Here is a 19,614-nt window from a genome sequence, read left to right on the forward strand (position 1 = left end):
AAAATTCGTCTGACTATTTATAAAACGCCGTTAGAAAACAAATAGAAAAAAATTAGAATTCCATTAGAGGCCCTCACAAACTCTCTAATATTATAGTAAAAGTTGTTCCTTTTGAAGATGCTGAAACTGCGGTAATAGTACCGTTATGCAGCTGAATAATCTTGTGGGTCAGAGACAATCCAATACCGTTGCCATCTGCGTATTTTTTGTTGTCTCCTCTGTAAAAAGGTGTGAAGATGTTTTTTATATCGTTTAGTGGAATACCAATTCCTTTATCTGAAAATTTCAATATGATCTTTTTTCTGTCAAAGGAAACTGAAACCATGCTTTGGCGGTTCTCTGAAAACTTACATCCATTTTCGAAAAGATTGACAAAAGCAGTTTTTAATAAATATTCGTTCCCTTTTACTGAAATTTCACTGTCATCTTCAAATTCCTGTTCAAAATGAATGTCTACTTTATACTCTAAATTTGCCCTCTGTAATTGTTGTCTGGCATCCAAAAGAACCTCATCTATACGCACCTGCTTGAATGCTATTTCAGAAGGGTCATAACTTGCTTTGGCAAAATCCAGCAAACTATTTGATAATCGGGCTAATTTTCGAGCATCGCTTAAAGCGCTTTGTATGGCTAATTGATATTCGCTTATTTCTCTGTTTTTAGTAATCGAAAGTTCTAATTCGGTAATAATCGCAGCAAGCGGTGTACGCAATTCATGGGATATATTGGAAACAAATTGTTTTTGGGCATCAAAAGAGTTTTCTAAACGATTAAGCATTTCATTAAACGTATTGGCCAATTCTGAAAGTTCATCTTTATTTTCATTATCATTTAAACGTAAATCAAGATTAGTAGCTGTAATATTCTTCATCTGATCTGTCATTTCCTTAACGGGTTCAAATGCTTTCCTTGAGAAATATCTTCCTGCCGCGTAAATGAATAAAATAGAAAGTGTAAAGACAAAAATGATATTATGAAGCAGGTTGTTTAATTTACTGTAACCGTATTGATCATAAGAAGTAGCGGTAATAATGTAGCTCTTTTTTTCATAAGTATACCTCAACCCTATCACCTGCCAATCCTGCTGATAAAAACGTTTTTCGCCCTTTTGGTAAATTTCCTTAACCATTTCGGGGGTTTCTTTTACAAAATCAAGATCAACAGCATCATGGTAAAGAAGATTGAAATTAACATCATAAATCGCAACTTCAACTTCATTAAGCACTTTACGGTTGTTTCGATAAATACTTTGCAGGGTTTTCACCTCTACTTTGGCATTAAAAAACAAATTGGCCTTGGTAATTGCTTCTTTTTTCAGAACGGCATAAAACTCTTTTTCCCGGTCTTCTTTGGCTGAAAAATAAATAATTGCTGCAAATACAAGCAAAATTGCAGCTGTCATGATACTGAATAATATGGTTAAGTGCGTTCTAATCCTCATTATTTAATTTCAAGATAAATCCCATCCCTGATTTGGTATGGATAAGTTTCTGGTCAAAATCTTTGTCAATCTTTTTTCTTAGATAATTGATGTAGACATCAATAAAATTAGTTCCGGTGTCAAAATGAGTATCCCAGACCTTTTCTGCGATTTCTACTCTTGACAAAACTCTTTCAGGATTCAGAAGCATAAACTCCAAAAGATTGAATTCTTTAGGTGTAAGATTAATTTCTTTTCCATTTCTTTTGACTGTTTTTTCATTGAGATTCATTTCAAGAGTCGCATATTTTAAAACATTTCCTGAATTATTCCCTATGTTTATATGTCTTTTGAGTAGGGCTCTTATGCGAACCAATAATTCTCGCATTTCAAAAGGTTTCACAAGGTAATCATCGGCTCCGGCATCAAAGCCTTCCACCTTATCGTCTGTGGTACCCAAAGCGGTCAGCATAATAATAGGCAAATTGGGCTGGTTTTCACGAATGACTTTGCACAAATCTAATCCGTCCATTTTTGGTAAAATGATATCGGTAATCATTAGATCAAACTCATTTTGCAAGGCCATTTTCTTTCCTGAAATTCCATCATAAACTAAAGTACAGATAAACCCCTGTTCTTCCAATCCTCTTCGGATAAGCTCAGCAACTCTTAAATCGTCTTCTACAATTAAAATTTTCATACTTACAAATTTAGATTTTATTTCACTTGCCACTCCTTTTTACAAAATTTTTCTAATAATCCTCTTAGAAAAGTTCTGTAAATGTGCTTAAATAAACTTGATCGAATAAAGAAGCCGTCACAAAACAAATTCTGTGACGGCTTCTCTATTTTAAAACTTCCTGATGATACAAATTCGTGAAATTTTAAAAGATGTAATGTGATGTCTTTATTCAACAGTGTCTATACTATTTGTGAAATCATTAAAAGTGCAATAAAAAAAATCGTAGTAAATACCATTAAATTGATAACTCTGTCTTTTTGACGAACCGCTTTATTTGATATGCCTAATTTCTTTATTTTTTTCTTTCTTGTTTTATCTTCATTCATGGTTGCTCTAATTTATATTGTTTTACACCTGTTAGTATCGGTATTCCGATTAACATTTTAGAGACAATTGATATGCCAAAATATTTTTAACTAAACAAAACACTGACTAACAAACAACTAAAATAAAAAGCATATTTCTCCACTTACCAATACCTATCAAAATGATACGATCACCCATCCAAAATGGAAGGATTAAATTACTTTTCTAAAAAAAAATCTCAACCTGAGTAAAATAAATCCCTAAACGGTAAAAACATCAAAGTTATGGAGAGGCAATACTTGCAATATTGTTTACCACTTCGTTTATTCCATTTAATTTGTCGGTGGGTATAAACATTCCGTTTGCCAGAAGAATTATGGTCAGTTTTTTGTTGGTGAATTTCCTAAAAGCTGTGGACACGCCTCCGGAAAAACCATACGATACTTCTCCTTTAACTTTTATGAAGTCGAGTCCATAAGTAAAATCCCTTTTGACTTCGTAATCAAAGGGTTTTAACAATTGAACTTTTGTTTGCTCTGAGATAAATTCGTTGCTGTCCAGTTTTCTATTCCATTCTACAAATGCATCAAGCGTTAAATTCAGGGCAGCGGCTCCGTATTCGTATTCCGGAAAGTTCCAGTTTCTTTTTAAAATCTGTCCACTATTTGCTGTATTGACATAGCCATAGGTTAAATTTTCAACGACTTTTAAATTATTACCTTCAAAGACGGCTTCTTTTTGTGATAAAGGAAACTGAGTATCCAGGATATATTCACTTAACTTTTTTCGTGTTACTTTTTGAACTATGCGATTTAAAAGCCAAAAATTGGTTTGATTGTAATCAAATTGTTTTCCCGGGCTGAACTTTATGGTATCGCTATATACTTTTTGTTTTGCATCTTCTTCTTTACTGTCTGTGTACTCGACGATATCCGGTAATCCTGATGAATGTGTTAAGAGATTTTTAATTTTTACCTTCTTCCAGCTATCGGGTAAATCTTCTACAAAATCTGAAATAGTACTCTCCAACGACAGCTTGTTTTGTTCAATCAGTTGATAAACGGCTACAACTGACATTACTTTTGTGGTCGAGAATAAGGGAAATAGCGTTTTATTGGTTACCGGGACACTCATTTCGATATTTGCCAATCCGTAATTTTTTTTGTGAATCAGTACTCCATTCTTTATTACAGCCAAAGCTAAGCCCGGAATATTGTACTGCTTTTTGATTTCTAAAATATATGCGTCAATTTTTTTGTTGCTTTTAACTTGTGCCTCTATATTTATTGCCCAAAATGAACCTACAATTAGGGTCAATAAAAATCTGTTTATCATAGGATCTGATTGTTTTTAGTTAGTTTTTGAACTATTTTCGGAGACCTCGTCTCTGTTATTATATAATACTTCCCACTGGTTGCAGTTTGCCCAAATAACGGTTTTCAGGATATTCAACTTTTTAATTTACCCCAATATATTTAATCGAAAAAAATCCTGTTTTTTTGATTACCTTATTTGATCAAACTGCGGTTAGCGGATGTTTTTTATGGTTTATTCTTTTTTAGGAATAGCTCTCCAACTATAGCTTTTATGTACTATTCTCCAGTTTCCTTCGTATTTAAGAATTAGAAAGTAATCTGTAAAAGTGCGCCAATTGGGTACTTTAATTTCTACTTTCGCAATTGCGGCATCTTTCTCCATATCAATCGCAAGAATGCGTCCGATTCGGTTTAATTTTTCCCCTGTTTTTATGTTAGCGATGTATTGTTTACCGGAACGTGTCCACAGCGTATCATTGGTTACTGTGTACAAATTAAAATTGGGATGGAAGACTTTTCTAAGTCTTTCGGGCTGTCCTTCTGCCGTACCTTCAATGTAGTCAAAAAGGACATCGGTGATTTGATCAAAGTCGCTTTTTACCGTATTATTTCCTGCCTCTTTATCATTTTCCCTGATTAATCTGAGTACCTCATTGGCCACTTTCGTTCCTGAAGTAGGATCCTGCCCCGTTACAAACCTGCCATCTGTTACATAAAAAGCGTCTCTTCCTTTTTCTGAATAAACAAAGTTTCCTTTATTTGCTACAATTGCTTTATTCATCGAAAAGGGAAATGTTTTGTAATAGGCCATCTCTTTGCTTTCAAATTCATCCGGAAAACCAGTGATTTTTCGTCCCGCATAGAGTGAAACTCCCTTCTCGTCTTTCAAATAAGCAATTCCCGCCGTTCCGTGGCAAATCGTGGAGATAATTCCATTTTTTTTATAAATTGCTCCTGCTAATTTCTGAATGGCCTGGTTTTCGGCTACACCAAACATTGCGGCACCTCCACCCGTATAGAATATAGCGGAATAATCATTAGCCGTAACTTCTTCAGGTTTCCTAGTCTGTTTCAATTTACTCATAAACCAGCTGTCGTATAAGTATGTTTTTTGAATACTGTCGGAAGCGTTAATGTATCCAATAGGAATTGCTCCACCTTTCGGACTTATAAAATCAACCTTGTAGCCTGCCTTTGTGAATATGTCGTACGGAATTACTATTTCTTCAAAGTGATTGGATGTACTTATTTTCGTATTGCCATAAAAATCCTGATTTGAGGTGACAAACAATATATTTTTTTGCGCGTGAGTACTTTGCGGATACAGTCCCGTAAAAACTAGTGATAAAACGATTATTTTGAACATTTTTCTGGAGATTATCGGTTTTAGTTTGAACAAAAAGCACTGGATTATCCTTTTGGTTTTACTTCCGCTTCAACCATTTTGTGAGGAGTACGGGTTGAAATTTTATCTACAATAAACCAGCCCTGATCTGTTTTCAGAAGATTGAAATAGTCTACAAACAATAGTTTTGCAGTACTTATTTCTACTTTGGCACTGGCAGCATTATTGGTAAAATCAATAGAAACGATGCGGCCTGACCAATTATCAGGTTTAACATCACGCTTTTTATATCCTACCAGATACTTCGATTTGGGAACAACTATGAATTCTTTTTCTCTGAAGCCTTTCAGCTGCCAGGAACTGTGAAATGCCTGACCTACCTTAACCGAGTCGCCAGTGGCCTGACCGTCTATGTAGAGATTTAGTGTTTTTTGAATCAAACTCCAGTCATCAGTAGTATTTTGACTTTGGGCATTTGATTTAAAAAACAACAGACTTAATCCGATAAACAAAAACACTTTTTTCATTTTTAATTTTTTTAGGTTATTAATAATGAATGCAAATGTCCGGTATCGTCTTAGTTTACAGGGTTTAGATTATAAAACTGAAGTCTCATTCTATAAATTAGAACTTATTTGGAGTAGCGTTTTTGATATTCGGTGGGGGTTAATCCGGTTTGTTTTTTAAAGGCGGTGAAAAAAGTTGATTTAGAATTGAAGCCGCTATCATAACCCAAACTTTCAATGGTATAGTTTTTTTCGGTTTCTAATAACTCTTTTGCTTTCTCGATTCTGTATTCTTTAATGAGACTGGAGAAGGATTTGCCTACTACTTCATTTACATATTGTGATAAAATATGTTTGGTTACTTTTAGTTCTTTTGCCGCTTCTTCCAAAGTGAAATTGGAATTTAAAAAAAGTTCTTTTTCTACTATAACAGAAAATTTTTGACTAATCAGATCTAGTGTCTCTTTATCGATGCTTTTGTTTTTGTATCTCTCTTTTTCCTGAAAGAAAGTAGTTTCCTGGCTATTTCCGTAAATTAATAGTAAAATGATCAGGTATAAAATAAAGGTAAAGGATAATGCTCCGACGATATAAGAAGTGTAAGCAGCGAAAGTATAGGCTGCCCAAACCAAAGCTACTCCAAAATAGATGCTAAGGAACCATACTTCTAACTTTTTTAAATTCTCCTTCTCTTTGATTTTCTTCAGAATTGGCTGAATATATTTAAAAGAAAAACCGATATAAACCAACCATTGAAGATATATGGCTTTTACAATCCACATACGCCAGATCTGAGGGTGCTCGACATAAGAATAAAGACTTCCCAAAATTGCCATGATCACCAAATAAGGTATTGTATGTGTAATCCAGACTGATTTGGAATAGGGACTGTAAGATCGGAGATATAAAAATAGAAAAGGGCCAATAAGAATGCAGGCCGAAAGTCCGATTTGAATAAAAGTATTCGATAAGTGAGGATTAAAATAAAAGAAAACCGATTTTATAATTCTGATACTTAATACCAGTAACAGTAAGGATAAATAATAGTTTGCAAAAATTTTCTTTTTGGCATTTATCGCAAAATATAAGGAAAGCAGGAAACCATTAAAAGCTCCTAAGGCACTAAAAAAGAATAACAATTCATGTGATGATAACATTCTTATCTGTTTTTTGGTACGGTTTATTGTTTTATAATCTCTGATTTCAATGAATACCTTCAGGCTCTGTTATCAGCCGGATTTACAGAAGAAACAGACTCTATTTTCTCTGCCAAGATAAAATTTTTTTGTGAAGAAAAAATGCAATCGCAGTAAAAACCGACAATTTAAAAGAGGTCCTATTTTTTGAATATTACGTCTTTTGAATGGTATTGAAAACTCTTTTTCTGTTCTAAACAATTACTGTTGCTGTAATCGCTTCCGAATAAAACAGATCACATCCAAAAATCGTTACCGGGCATAAAAAAACCTCCAGAATCATACGATTTTGGAGGTTTCGATTTATTTTTGTTTTAGATGTTTGTTTTGGTATAAAAATAACTTTGTGCTGTTTTATTACGAAGCAAGATTAATGACAATGTTTCCATATTCAACACTATTATCAAGCATTTTTTGATGTGCTAAAGGCAGTTCGTCCCAGGTAAACACATCAGATATAACGGGATGGAATTTTTTCTGTAAAATCAGTTGATTGGCATGATACAATTCAGACAGGGATGCAAAATGAGAGCCTTGTATTCTTTTTTGTCTCATCCAGACGAATGAGGCATCAAAAGACATATTAAATCCTGATGTAGCACCGCAGAAAACGACCATACCTCCTGATTTTACAACATAGGTACTTACGGGAAGGGTTTGTGAGCCAATGTGATCAATAACAATATCAGGATTCACTTTTTTGCCTAATATGTCCCAAATGGCGCTTCCAAATTTCCTGACTTCTTTTAAGTATTCTTTGTATTCTTCTTTATTACCAATGTCCGGTAAAGCTCCCCAACAATTGAACTTTTTTCGATTGATATAACCGACAGCTCCAAGCTCCAGACATTTCTCTCCGCGCTCATCACTTGACGTAACGGCGACCGCATTGGCTCCTGCCAATTTAATTAACTGAATGGCGGAAGCTCCCAAACCTCCACTTCCACCCCACACCAGTACATTGGTACCGGGCTTCAAATCGTTTGGAGCAAATCCGTAGAGCATTCTCCAAACTGTGGCATAAGTCAGCATATAACCTCCTGCTTCTGCCCAGGTTAAGTGTTTGGGTTTTTGAAGTAATTGTTGTGCACGAACTTTGGTATACTGTGCAAAGGAACCGTAAGGGGTTTCGTAGCCCCATATTTTCTGAGATTCACAAAGCATCGGATTACCACCGTTACATTCCTGACATATGCCACAGGTTTGTCCGCAGTGTACGATGACTTCATCTCCAACTTTAAATTTAAATTCCGGATTATTCTTTAGTCCTTCTCCAATTTCCCATACTATTCCGGATGCATCACTTCCTGCAATGTGAAAATCCTTGCCGTGAAATGCAGTAGGCGAAGCTGGTTCCCCCAATCCGGCCCAAAGACCATTGTAATTTACTCCGGCAGCCATCACTTTAACGAGAACTTCATTAAATCCCAATTTAGGGGTTTTAATCACTTCCTGTTGAAACGCCTGATAAGGAGTTCCATGATTTTCCGGTCGAATGACATAGGCATGCATTAAAGCGGGAGTATGTCCTAATGGCGGACATTCATCCATTTCATATAAGTCTTTTAAAAGTATTTCTCTTTCAAGTTCAAGTAATAATTTTTCCATAATTAGGTTCGTTTTTTATTTTTAATTATTTTCTTGCTGTAGTAGTTGTGCAACCTTAAATTCCTTCTGCGATGACTACCATCAATTCGCAGAAGGTCAATTCTCTTTCAAGGCTGCTAAAAAAGGATATGGGTTTGTCTGGATTTTATTTGATCGTACTTTGTGGTAATCGAACAAAACTTGTTATCAATTTTAAAGCTCTTTGTATACCAGGTATCTTCACCGTAGGTTACATAGCCTTTATTGATTTCAATCTCCGTAAGCGGAATAGACATTCCTTTTCCTATTGCCTTAATTACTGATTCTTTTCTGGTCCAGAATTCATAAAACTTATCCAATCCATCACGATTGATTTCTGCAAATTCCTGAGTGGAAAATACATTTTCGAATAAGGAATAATTGATTTCATTGATTTCTTCAATATCAACTCCTATTTCCTGTTTGCTAAAAACACATACAACTGTATTGCCGCTATGTGAAATATTAAAGTTAAAACTGCTGTCTAACATATAAGGTTTCCCATAAATGTCTTTAACAATTTTATCGAATTCAAATGTGTTGTTTCCCAATATGTGAGATCCCATGCAAACCATTAGTTTTCCAAACAAACAGTTGTATCTGTCATCCCATCTTCTGTATTTAAGTACTTCCTGTCTAAACTTTTGAGGTAAAAATTCCAGATAGTATTTTAAAATACCCTGATCAAGATTACTATCACTTGAATACTGAAATAAGTAATATTCATCTTCTTTTAAATCTATTTTAGGAATGGATTCAAAATCATTAAAGGCTAAGTAATGTGTCGAATTTTGCATCATACTATTAATGTATATAAAAATTTACAATGAGGTTTCTCACTGCATATTTTGCATTAGACTTTACCAATATTTTATATTTTTTTAATTTCAATGATACCTACGTATAATTGAATATTGCTCTCAGTACTGGTTACAATGCCATTAGTTGTTACTTCTAACAATGACACTATTTTTTTACTGTTTCATATTCTCATGGAATATCTACGGATCTGATTAAATCAAACTATTTTTAAACCTCTAAAAGGCTTTTTATAAACAATTTATTCCATTTTAATTGCCCTCTCCAAGGTCATATGGCGGTTTAAGAAGCAGAACTGAATATTGCTGCTTTTAAAGGACAAACTGCTTTACTTTTTGCCGTAGTGTCAGCTACTGATGCGCCTTGTTTGATTAAACTCATCTTAAGTGCGCACATTACTCCATTTTTAGCACAGTTACATTTTGGCTTACTATCTTTCATCTTTTTGGTGTTTTTGGTTGTTAATAGTGTGTTTTTTAGTAAAAGAGTTTGACTTTAGGGTTTGGGTGAATTCTGCCAGCTTTTAAAACTCGTACTCCAATAGATAGCCGTCTCTTTTAGAAAGAGACGGTCTGTATCTATCAGGATTGTAATCCTAAATAAAAACTGTCTGACATTGCGGTGCTCTTCAGCTCCTATCCGGCTTGTCTAAATTTTTGAAACTTCATTGAAAGCTTACGCCTGAAGGGCTCTTTTAAGTTTTCTTTCTAAAACCAGTGTACCAATTTTATAACCAAAAAAGAAAAGAATTGCGGTGTTTAAAGCATTAAACAGCGGGAAAAGAACGTAGATAAAAAGACTGGATAATCCGATATTTACGAGAAGTTCTTTTACATATTCTACTCTTGATTCATAGATAAGGAATACAGTAGTAGCTACCACGAGTCCGATTAGAAAGCACTTTAGAAAGACTCTTTTGTTTTCAATTTTAAAAGCTGCAATAAACCCCGTTACAATGGTAAGGATCAATATTACGGTATAGTTGTTTATTAAAAATTGTGCTAGTAATACAACTACATAAGGCAAGTAATTCAGTATATTTTTCATTAGTTAAATTTTATAGTGGTTATAATTTTTTCCAGTTTAGCAGGATTCGCAACAAATTGGCTTTTTTTGTACTCGCCTTTTCTCCAGGATTCGATTTGATCTTTGTAATGTGTAGAATTTATCAAACCGCTCTGACCTCCGGCCAAAATTGTATGTGCCTGTATGTTTCCGTTTTTTACTTCATATACTGCACGGAAGACCGGATGAAACTTTTCTGTATTGATATTAATGGTATTGACATTACCTCCGATATTATCAATTTTTTCTCCCAATCCCGGGATAAACATCATATTGTTGATATCAAACTTAGATATCTTTTTGTAGGTAACTTTTTTCCATTGATCGCCATAACTTTGCGTTAGCGTGTCGAGTGTTCTCTTGAAAATAGCATCTACAATTTTTTGTTTGTCATCACCTCCCGGAAGGGTGTATTTTTTATCGTTTAAATATTTTAAGAAGTTCTGTAAAGAAGGTTCTTGTTTTACCTGCAGTCTGTTTTTTGCAAATTGCTTAGCTTCTTTTATGGAAACTTTTCGCAGCATTTCAAAAACTAATCCCTGATTTCCGTCGCCTTTCATATTTCCATCCCAGTTTTTTAACTCTTTCACAATGCTATTGTATTTCTCTTTTTGCGGATAGTTGTTCATTAATGTTTTAAAATCATTAAGGGAAATATCAACGACATCACTTTGCATTTTCTGAATTTCAGGAACGGACCAGTTTTTCTTTTCTTCTAACACCGAGTAAATACGTTTGGCTCTGTAATCGTCTTTTGAACCATGTGCTCCAAAATAAACATTGTTTTGAATTGGCTGCTGGTTTGCTGAAAACAAAAATCCGTTATCGGGATTGTAAGCCGACCAGAAAGCATCTAAAGCTTTCACCGGAATATACTTTTTGCTACCGTCTAATACCTGACCGATATAATCGCTGCTTCTTGCCGGTAATTCGCCCGCACATACAATTCCAATATTATTGTCAACATCGCTGTAAGCAAAGTTTTGTGGAGGATAACTGTAGTCTTTTAAAGCTGTTGAGAAGCCATCCCAATTTTTACTTTTCATGACTTCATACATTGCTTTTACAGAGTTACTTTTTTCTGCAGCGTACCAATGCTGTGCATAGTACTGTCCATTTTCTTCTTTTATAACTTTTCCATGTACCGTACTTCTGTACTTTTCTATAAAATCAGGTTTTCCTTTTACTTTGATCGTATAATTTTTAATCTGGAAAGGAATCCATTTCCCTTCATATAAATACAGACTGTCATTTTTTACCTGAAGTTTGTATCTGTCTACCAGATCCCATTCACCATTGGTAATTCCCCACGAAATTTTATCATTGTGACCGCTCGCTATAACCGGAACACCAGGAATTGTGAAACCATATGCTTTAAAACTTCCGGTTACAATGTGAGCTTCATAAAAAGCTTCCGGAAGCGTCAAATACAGGTGAGGGTCATTTGCCAGAATATTATTTTTACTTTTTGTTTTGGTGTTGTTTACCACCCAGTTGTTACTTCCTACACCCTGATAGAACTTATGATTGGTCATCAATTTTGCTCCCAGATCAAATAACGACGGTTCTTTTTGAGCGTTCTCTACTGAGGCTGTCTCCAAAGAATGAGCTCCTAAATGAGGCAGATTAGTAGTAGAAGGTAGTAAACCGGAAGGCAAAATGGTGTTTATACCTTTTGGCTGTAAAGGATAAAAATAAGTGATCTCCTGACCCGGTAGTTTCTCCAAAATTTCCTGCTGATCAATATGGTGATCAAAATAAGTCAGTGTATAACTCATATACCAAGTGAAAAGCAATGAATACTCGGTTTTCCATTTTCTTGGTGCTGTGCCTAACGCTTTATACAAAGGATCTGTATTCTCGTTATTGTTTAAGTAAGCATTTACCCCATCAGAATAAGCTTGTAAATAAGCATAAAATTCCGGGTTCTCTTTTTTGTAGGTTGCCAGTATTTCTTCTGATTTTCTTTCAAACTCATATGGCTTCCAGAATTTGTCTGATTTTAAGGTTCCGGACCATAAAAATTCTGATAATCTTCCCTGTACGATTCTTGAGATCATCTCCATCTGAAAGTACCTGTCTTTTGCATGCATGTACCCCAGTCCGTAAGCCGCTGCTGTTTTTGTAGCTCCATAAATATGCGGAATTCCAACATTGTCTACATAAATGTCTAATTTTTGATCACTTTTTATCTTTTGAATTCCATCACTTTGTAAAGGCACAGATAACAGACCTGTTTTATAGGTTGTTAATTTTCCCAGGGAGCCAAATGGACCCAAATTAAAGGTTGTGATAAATATCCAAACTAGGGACAATAACACAAAAAGCACTACTTTGATTGTTTTGTTTCTTTTCATTTTTTTCAAGATTATATCTTTAGATAATAGATTTTATACGTTTAGTGGGTCTGTTCCTAATTTTTTCATTTTGTAAAGCATATAAGGCCCCTCTCTCTTTACCGGAAAATAAAAAGAGAGCTGTACGGGGCCAAAAAGGAAATTATTAGGTTATTTTAAACTGTTCTAAAAGATTTCGGCAAGTTCAGAAATGTTTGTTTTTTCTAATTTACCATACTCCATTTTAAGTAAAGTATCTGCAGTATTGTAATATTTGTCATCGTGTGTGATGGCTATGATTGTTTTATCCTCATCGCGAACCAGTGTGGCAATAATTTCGGTATAAAATTTATGTCTGAAATGCGGATCCTGATCTGCAGCCCACTCGTCCAGTACAATTATAGGTCTGTCTTCTAAAAGTGTATTGATTAAAGCGATTCGTTTACGTTGTCCGGTAGACAAGTGAGTGGTCGAAAAATAACCGTCTTTTATGTGCACTTTTCCTTCTAACTCAAATAATTTCAAATATTTATTTATTTTATCATAATCCACATTTGTTATTCCGTAGAATTCATCAAACAAATAAAAATCACTAAAAACGGGAGCAAAAAGGTTTTTTATTTTCTCTAATTCTTTTAGCGGAACTAATTCTCCATCGATATAAGCTTCCCCATTATCTAAATCGTAGAGATTTAAGACGGTATTAATAAAAGTTGTTTTTCCTTCTCCGTTACCTCCGTATACAAAGACAATCTCGTTTCTTTTAATGTCAAAGTTAATTGGCCCGACTGAGAATTGATTTTCTCCAAAAGAAAAGGCATAGTTTCGTATTTTTAAATTTGAAAAGTCTTTGTATTCTTCTTTATCATCAACCTCTTTCAATTTTTCAAGTTCGGTAAGTTCTTTTTTTAGTTTTTCCATTTTTTTCAGGGATACTAAGGCTCTGTTCATTACCGGAATAATAGACATTACACTTACAATTGGTCCCATTAAATACAATAAAACAAAGATGAAACTTATTTTGATTGCTATAGGCGTTTGAAATACTGGTCCTGCAAACACCAGAATAAATGTAATAAGGCTATAAAATAATAACTGACTTATTATTTCGCTATTTAGATATTTTAAAAGTGCCGTAACATATTTATCTTCTCCGGTTGTGGCAATTTTTATTACTTTCTGATCGTAAATCTGAGTTCCTTTATCGCTGTTGATATTAATTTCTTTAGCTCCGTTGAGAATGCTGTTAAAAATTCCGATAAATACTTTTTCCAATTCTCGCACTTCTTTTATTTGTCGATTACTGGTTTTTGCCCTTAGTGTATATATGCATACTCCTATCGCAATAACAGCAAGACTGACTGCGAATAGTTTTAAAGACAAAAAGGCCATATAAACCAAACAAGCAAGTATTAGAATAATCGAAGAAAAAAAGGTAATAATCATTAAGGAAGCATTTGAAATATGATTTACGTCTGTCGCCAATGTTGTATATACTTCCTCTTTGTATTCCTGAAGTTTTCTGTAAGGTGCTTTAAGAATCAATTTTATTACATCTTTTCTAATGTCCCAGTATATTTTTTGTGACAATCGAATAATCCCTTCCGACAACCATCTGCGCGAAACAAAAAATACAACAATGGTTCCTGCAAAAAGGTACAGATAATTTTGCATGGATACTGTTTCGGTTGAGGTTATAGAATTGCTTATAATTTTATTAATTATGGTGATAAATGCAAATCCCGACAATCCTGAAACTATAGCCAGTAAAGAGTATCCTATCAAGGGTCTTAAAGGTATGAGTTTAAAGTCGCTAATTTCTGATATATTGTTTTTCATAGCTGTTTTTTAATAAAATTGTAAATAGTCCCCGGCCCCACTACGCAGGAGTTTCTATTTTACTGATTTAGTTTCCGGTGGGATGATTTTGCTTTCGCGAAAACAGAGCAATAAGTGTATATTTTAAAACTGCAAATACACACTTATCAGATGGCTTTTATCTTTTTTCTGTTAGGTACACACTGCTGAATAAGCAGCACATTCACTAATAATTTTTGCCAATGTTTTTACCTGATTGTGAATAAAGAAATGATTTCCGGGCAGTACCTGATAGTCAAATTTTCCACTGGTATATAGTTCCCAATTCTGAATGTCTTTGGATGTTTCTTCCTGATCTCCCATCACGGCATAAATTGGAGTGTTAATTACAAGACCTACTTCAGAAAGTTTATTTTTTTCTAAAATTTCAAAATCGGCTCTCATGATAGGACTGAAATAATTGTAAAGATCTTCATCTTCGAGTATCTCTTCCGGAACTCCTCCCAGGGATCTCAGTTCTTCTTTAAATTCAGAATCAGCTAAGGAGTGCCTCACTTTATCATTATAAGAAGCACCTGGCCCCGGATTACCTGAAACAATTAATATATGGGGCGAATCCAGCTGTTCTTCCATTTTTTTTGTAACCGACAATCCTAAAGTTGCCCCCATACTATGACCATAGATAATATAGGGTTGGTTACTATTTCTCAATCTTTTAATTTGAGATACATAATCATCTACGGCATCTGTCTTTTTATGAAGATGTCTTTCGAGATTTCTTTTTCCTCTACCCGGAAGTTCTAAGGCATGATATTCAAAACTATTCTGAATATAGTTCTTTAGAAAATCAAAAGAGTAGCAACTTCCTCCTGCAAAATGCAGTAAAAATATCTGTATTTTTTGATTTGAATACATAGTTTGTTTTTTTTAAGATGTAGCAATGGTAAGGGCGTTATTCTCTGTTACTTTTATGCTCTTTTCTACTTTTAGCTTTATTAAATCTATAGTTGAAATTAAGGTTCCATCTCGCTGCATTAAAATTGGTCATCTGGTTTACAACAAAATCACTTCCAACGGTTGTTTCTCTTGTTTTTCGGGTATTAAAAATATTACTTACTCCCAGTGTTAATGTTGCATTATTATTAAACAGCGACTTTCCTAAAGCCATATTCAGATAGTAAAATGACTTGGTTCTTGTCTGAGCATCACTTACAGGTGCCTGATATTCGAATTTACTTTGTAATGTGAAGTTTTTAGGAAACTTAACCTGACCTAATAAAGTTGCAGTCCAGGTTTCATTAGAATAATCCAGATTCGTGGTTCCCACACTTCCTTTCTGGTCAAAACTATAGGCATTAATTACTGCATTTAAAGACAGCCATTTTGCCGGAGCATACTGTGCTGAAAGCTCTACTCCAAATCGCGATTCTTCATCAAGATTGATTAAAACGGTTTCAAAAACATCGTCTGAATTTTGCGATGTAAAATATTGAAAGTTGTTTTGGGTTTTAGAGTAATACACAGACGGATTAAGTACCCATTTTTTTGTTTTGCTTAAAAGACCTAATTCAATACCATCTGTTATAGAAGGTACAAGTCTGATGTTTCCAAAAATACGGGAGTTAAAATCCTGAAGTTCCGGAAAAGGGTTTAACTGAAATAAATTAGGCCTGTTGATACGCTGGCTGTAATTTAACTGAGCTGTTGTTTTGTCGGAAAGGGCATAGCTTAAATTTACAGATGGAAATAGTCTTGTATAGGTACTATCGATAAGAATATTTCTTGTGTTTTGATCTTTAATTTCGATACTGGTATACTCTGTTCTTAAGCCTAACTGGTAACTGAATTTGTTTATCTTATTTCCATACTGGACATATGCCCCAAGAATTTGTTCTTTGTAGTCTAATCCATTATTAAAACCATCTATTGGTTTTAAAGTTCCGTTAACCTCTTCATCAGCGGCAAAGTCTGTAGTAATTAATCTGTGTTCGACTTTTACTCCTGCTTCAAGATTTGCAGTTTCGCTTAAAGGGGTTACAAAATCAGATTGGATTACAATATCATCATTTCCTCTGTTGGATTTTGTATCGATAAGAGAACGGTCTCCGTTGTTAGGTGTAATCGTTCTTCTCTCAATGTTAAAGTCTTTTGTACTATTCCAAAAATCATACTGAGCGTCTATTGTAAATTTCCTGCCCGGTTTTTTGAACGTTTTGGTATAGTTAAATTCCAACTGATTGTAACTTCTCTTTTCCTGTGAATCAGCGATGGTTTGAATGTGTGAATTACCAACTCCGTCTCCTGAAAGATAATAGTTAAAAGTATTGGTATCTTTATCTTTGGTCTGATTTCGGTAAAATGCTGCTGTAATCGAATTGTCGTCATTTATAGCATAATCAAGTCCCAAATATACCAATCCACCATCATCATGTCTGTCCTGATCTTCGCGCTGGCTTAAGAAAAGATTCTTTCCGTCTGCAGTAGTCACCTGATCTCTGGTGTTAAGTCCAACGTAATCGGAATAACGAACTCCAAAATTAGAAAACAAATTAAATTTTCCTTTTTTGTAATTAAGGCTTCCCAATATTCTGTGATCTGCTGGTACTCCGGTTGAAAGGGTCATACTCCCGCTCAGGTCTTGCTTATTGTTCTTTTTTAGAATAATATTGATAATTCCGGCTGATCCGGCTGCATCATAACGTGACGAAGGATTGGTAATAAGCTCGATCGATTTTATAGATTCTGCCGGAATTTGTTCCAATCCCTGAATCGATGTTAGTCCCGATTTTCTTCCGTTAATAAGAATAAGCACATTATTATTGCCTCTCAGACTGACAGAACCCGAAGGGTCTACTCTAACTGAGGGTACATTGTCGAGTACCTGTGTTGCAGATCCTCCTTTTGAAATCAGATCTTTACCTACATCAAATACTTTTTTATCCAGTTTTAATGCCAACTGAGAAGTCTCAGCGGTAACAACAACTTCGTTTAGAGAGGTTACATTTGACTTCAATTTAATCGTTCCAAGATTAATATGGGATTTAGAACCGTCTACATCTAGTGCCATTGTAGTAGTTTCAAAGCTAAGAAATTGAAATTCAACGGTGTACTTCCCTATTTTCATCCCTTCAACTTTAAAATCTCCTTTATCATTGGTAATCACCGTTTCGACAATTGATGCATCCTTTTTTATGATAACTGAAGCATAAGCCAACTTTTCATTTGGGTCTTCTCCTGTTATTGTTCCTGATACTTGGGTCAAAGATTGGGCAGATACAGAACACATACATAACAATACTAGTGCATATATGAATATTGATTTTATCATGATATTAATTATTATTTGGTTTGTTGATTTAAGAGCTTTTATTAAGCTTTCCTGATTTTTAACTCAGGACAAGATCATTTTTGTATTCGATAATTTTCTCTCCATAAAGTCTTTCCGGATCTATATCATTGGCAAGACAATATTCTAACAGTTTGTTTGACTCTACAATTGGAATAGATTCATCGGTGTATTTTATTGAACTGATGTATTTAAGCCAAGGTTCCATTCCCATTGCATATACAAATACTTCACTAGGTTTAAAAACATCTACCATTGCTTTAGCCTGTTCAAAATTACAGCCGGCCAATCGTCTGGATTCGTCTTTATCTCGTGCTAAAGTTTCCGGCATCAGAGGGCCATATAACCAGGACAATGGTGCTCCTTCGCATTCCATTCCTAAGAAAATAACATTGATGTCTCCCATTACCTTGTGAATACGCTCGTATAGTTTTGGGGATACGTTGCAGGAATCTGCCGCAAACAATATTTTTAATCCGTCTTTATAGGCAACATGGTGACATAATTTACTTCTTACATCCAAATCACAATGTTCTCCCACAAATGGTAATCCTGTAATAGAACAATCGTCAAAATGAATGGTTTCCATTTCTCCCAGCTCTATAATGTTTTTGAATCCTATTCTTTCAAACATTAATTTCAGGTTTGGATCCTGAAGGAAACCTCCGTTGCTTTTTGGAACTATGATGTTTTTGATCTTACGTCGAAGTCTCAACAAGGTTTCGAAAAGAATATGATCCTGGTGATTGTGTGTTACCAATACATAATCGATAGATTCCGGCAAATCATCATAAGAATAACGTGATATATCCGATTCGTAACCGTAACTAACCAGAGGATCCGCAAGGATTGTTGTACTTTTGGTTTCGGTAAGAATACAGGCATGTCCAAAATATCTTGTTAGAACACCGTCTCCACTGTAACGCTCGTATTTTTTAGATTTTTCTTTTGTGAAAAACGATTTAAACAAAGGAAGGTCTTCTGCCTCAATTTCAAATATTCTGGCAATTTCTCCAAACGTTTTCGGATGGTCTTCCATTTCGAAAAGCTGATCTATTTTCTCGCTTTTCAAAGGCAAGTTTACTCTTAAAATATCTTCTCCCGGCAATTTTGGTGTGCTTAGTACAAATGATCTTGAATCATCGTCATGTACTAAAAATAAATTGAAACTTTGAAGCGACTCATTGTAAAACTCTGTTTCATACAATAAGGATTCAAAAAAGCGAAATGACGGATTGTTATTGATATCATATACCAATTCTACAAGACCTTGTAAACTCTCCGGTACTTTGTTATATAATTCTATAAGTGCATATCCTTTTGCCTCTTTTTTAAGCATGTCGTTAAGAGCGAATACATCTTCTCTTAATTTCAGAAGAGCTGCACATTGTTCTTTGGTGTTATCAATAAGTCCTTTGATTTCATCTACTCTTTTTCCATCATAATCGATGAAAGGTCCGCCTAACATTTTAGGGGTTTTAACTGCTGCCGCGTGAATCATCGGATTCTGAACATAAGAAGTCATAATTTTCAAATGTCTGTCCTTAATGTTCATTGCTGCCGTAGCCGGTGATATTAAGTGAGGCCATGCATACCAGTTGTCTACTAAAGGTTCAATAGCCAAATTCCTTTTAATGTATACTAAATCTTCATTTTGAATTTCCATTTTTTTTCCGGTTTTATTTAATTAATTATTGTTGTTATTTGATTAAAAATGTGCATAAAGCAGCCGGGAATAGTATAAAGACTTACCCTAATTTCAGAGGTATTCTT

Annotated in this window: 16 protein-coding genes; all 16 read right to left on the reverse strand. The window is 34.5% G+C overall.

What is annotated here, in order from left to right; translation table 11 throughout:
• Nucleotides 1–73: 73 nt before the first annotated feature.
• The 16 genes from C245_RS0105205 to C245_RS0105290 all read right to left on the reverse strand — a co-directional run bounded on the left by C245_RS0105205 (nt 74) and on the right by C245_RS0105290 (nt 19,507).
• On the reverse strand, nt 74–1,441 hold the full coding sequence (locus C245_RS0105205; RefSeq protein WP_026109882.1) for a HAMP domain-containing sensor histidine kinase: 1,368 nt from the start codon (nt 1,439–1,441) through the stop codon (nt 74–76).
• The gene (locus tag C245_RS0105210; protein ID WP_017495525.1) at nt 1,431–2,120 is read right to left on the reverse strand and encodes a response regulator transcription factor; all 690 of its coding nucleotides are present in this window, start codon (nt 2,118–2,120) and stop codon (nt 1,431–1,433) included. The genes C245_RS0105205 and C245_RS0105210 overlap by 11 nt, the downstream gene beginning before the upstream one ends.
• A gap of 221 nt (nt 2,121–2,341) precedes the next feature.
• Nucleotides 2,342–2,488, reverse strand: a complete 147-nt coding sequence (locus C245_RS24200) for a hypothetical protein (protein WP_017495526.1) — start codon at nt 2,486–2,488, stop codon at nt 2,342–2,344.
• Nucleotides 2,489–2,750: 262 nt separating this feature from the next.
• Nucleotides 2,751–3,803 (reverse strand): serine hydrolase, encoded by a 1,053-nt coding sequence (locus C245_RS0105220; RefSeq protein WP_017495527.1) that lies wholly within the window; start codon nt 3,801–3,803, stop codon nt 2,751–2,753.
• A gap of 213 nt (nt 3,804–4,016) precedes the next feature.
• Entirely contained in the window at nt 4,017–5,150 is a 1,134-nt protein-coding gene (locus C245_RS23915) for a nuclear transport factor 2 family protein (RefSeq protein ID WP_017495528.1), read from the reverse strand.
• Between the two features lie 44 nt (nt 5,151–5,194).
• On the reverse strand, nt 5,195–5,656 hold the full coding sequence (locus tag C245_RS0105235) for a nuclear transport factor 2 family protein (protein ID WP_017495529.1): 462 nt from the start codon (nt 5,654–5,656) through the stop codon (nt 5,195–5,197).
• A 104-nt stretch (nt 5,657–5,760) separates the two neighbouring features.
• A complete protein-coding gene (locus C245_RS0105240) occupies nt 5,761–6,792 on the reverse strand; it encodes an AraC family transcriptional regulator (RefSeq protein ID WP_017495530.1) in 1,032 nt (343 codons plus the stop codon).
• 396 nt (nt 6,793–7,188) lie between these two features.
• Nucleotides 7,189–8,439 (reverse strand): crotonyl-CoA carboxylase/reductase, encoded by a 1,251-nt coding sequence (ccrA, locus tag C245_RS0105245; protein WP_017495531.1) that lies wholly within the window; start codon nt 8,437–8,439, stop codon nt 7,189–7,191.
• A 116-nt stretch (nt 8,440–8,555) separates the two neighbouring features.
• Nucleotides 8,556–9,257, reverse strand: coding sequence for a 4'-phosphopantetheinyl transferase superfamily protein (locus tag C245_RS0105250; RefSeq protein ID WP_081603509.1), 702 nt, complete (start codon nt 9,255–9,257; stop codon nt 8,556–8,558).
• Nucleotides 9,258–9,558: 301 nt separating this feature from the next.
• Nucleotides 9,559–9,717, reverse strand: a complete 159-nt coding sequence (locus C245_RS24205) for a hypothetical protein (protein WP_157495779.1) — start codon at nt 9,715–9,717, stop codon at nt 9,559–9,561.
• Nucleotides 9,718–9,951: 234 nt separating this feature from the next.
• The gene (locus C245_RS0105260; RefSeq protein WP_017495533.1) at nt 9,952–10,323 is read right to left on the reverse strand and encodes a hypothetical protein; all 372 of its coding nucleotides are present in this window, start codon (nt 10,321–10,323) and stop codon (nt 9,952–9,954) included.
• Complete coding sequence (locus C245_RS0105265) at nt 10,323–12,698, reverse strand: penicillin acylase family protein (RefSeq protein WP_017495534.1); 2,376 nt, start codon at nt 12,696–12,698, stop codon at nt 10,323–10,325. Before C245_RS0105265 ends, C245_RS0105260 begins: the two co-directional genes overlap by 1 nt.
• Before the next feature lie 165 nt (nt 12,699–12,863).
• Nucleotides 12,864–14,516 (reverse strand): cyclic peptide export ABC transporter, encoded by a 1,653-nt coding sequence (locus tag C245_RS0105270; protein WP_081603510.1) that lies wholly within the window; start codon nt 14,514–14,516, stop codon nt 12,864–12,866.
• A gap of 171 nt (nt 14,517–14,687) precedes the next feature.
• Nucleotides 14,688–15,410 carry a thioesterase II family protein gene (locus C245_RS0105280; RefSeq protein ID WP_017495537.1) on the reverse strand — a complete coding sequence of 241 codons (723 nt, stop codon included), beginning with the start codon at nt 15,408–15,410 and terminating at the stop codon, nt 14,688–14,690.
• Nucleotides 15,411–15,447: 37 nt separating this feature from the next.
• Nucleotides 15,448–17,823, reverse strand: coding sequence for an outer membrane beta-barrel family protein (locus C245_RS0105285; RefSeq protein WP_081603511.1), 2,376 nt, complete (start codon nt 17,821–17,823; stop codon nt 15,448–15,450).
• Between the two features lie 58 nt (nt 17,824–17,881).
• Nucleotides 17,882–19,507 carry an MBL fold metallo-hydrolase gene (locus C245_RS0105290; protein ID WP_017495539.1) on the reverse strand — a complete coding sequence of 542 codons (1,626 nt, stop codon included), beginning with the start codon at nt 19,505–19,507 and terminating at the stop codon, nt 17,882–17,884.
• Nucleotides 19,508–19,614: the final 107 nt, after the last annotated feature.

The organism is Flavobacterium sp. WG21 (assembly GCF_000335775.1).
In the GTDB taxonomy this organism is placed as follows: domain Bacteria; phylum Bacteroidota; class Bacteroidia; order Flavobacteriales; family Flavobacteriaceae; genus Flavobacterium; species Flavobacterium tructae.

Bases quoted from the DNA above. Each gene is read 5' to 3' on its own strand.
- C245_RS0105205 (WP_026109882.1), bottom strand. From the start codon at position 1,441: ATGAGGATTAGAACGCACTTAACCATATTATTCAGTATCATGACAGCT.
- C245_RS0105210 (WP_017495525.1), bottom strand. From the start codon at position 2,120: ATGAAAATTTTAATTGTAGAAGACGATTTAAGAGTTGCTGAGCTTATC.
- C245_RS24200 (WP_017495526.1), bottom strand. From the start codon at position 2,488: ATGAATGAAGATAAAACAAGAAAGAAAAAAATAAAGAAATTAGGCATA.
- C245_RS0105220 (WP_017495527.1), bottom strand. From the start codon at position 3,803: ATGATAAACAGATTTTTATTGACCCTAATTGTAGGTTCATTTTGGGCA.
- C245_RS23915 (WP_017495528.1), bottom strand. From the start codon at position 5,150: ATGTTCAAAATAATCGTTTTATCACTAGTTTTTACGGGACTGTATCCG.
- C245_RS0105235 (WP_017495529.1), bottom strand. From the start codon at position 5,656: ATGAAAAAAGTGTTTTTGTTTATCGGATTAAGTCTGTTGTTTTTTAAA.
- C245_RS0105240 (WP_017495530.1), bottom strand. From the start codon at position 6,792: ATGTTATCATCACATGAATTGTTATTCTTTTTTAGTGCCTTAGGAGCT.
- ccrA (WP_017495531.1), bottom strand. From the start codon at position 8,439: ATGGAAAAATTATTACTTGAACTTGAAAGAGAAATACTTTTAAAAGAC.
- C245_RS0105250 (WP_081603509.1), bottom strand. From the start codon at position 9,257: ATGATGCAAAATTCGACACATTACTTAGCCTTTAATGATTTTGAATCC.
- C245_RS24205 (WP_157495779.1), bottom strand. From the start codon at position 9,717: ATGAAAGATAGTAAGCCAAAATGTAACTGTGCTAAAAATGGAGTAATG.
- C245_RS0105260 (WP_017495533.1), bottom strand. From the start codon at position 10,323: ATGAAAAATATACTGAATTACTTGCCTTATGTAGTTGTATTACTAGCA.
- C245_RS0105265 (WP_017495534.1), bottom strand. From the start codon at position 12,698: ATGAAAAGAAACAAAACAATCAAAGTAGTGCTTTTTGTGTTATTGTCC.
- C245_RS0105270 (WP_081603510.1), bottom strand. From the start codon at position 14,516: ATGAAAAACAATATATCAGAAATTAGCGACTTTAAACTCATACCTTTA.
- C245_RS0105280 (WP_017495537.1), bottom strand. From the start codon at position 15,410: ATGTATTCAAATCAAAAAATACAGATATTTTTACTGCATTTTGCAGGA.
- C245_RS0105285 (WP_081603511.1), bottom strand. From the start codon at position 17,823: ATGATAAAATCAATATTCATATATGCACTAGTATTGTTATGTATGTGT.
- C245_RS0105290 (WP_017495539.1), bottom strand. From the start codon at position 19,507: ATGGAAATTCAAAATGAAGATTTAGTATACATTAAAAGGAATTTGGCT.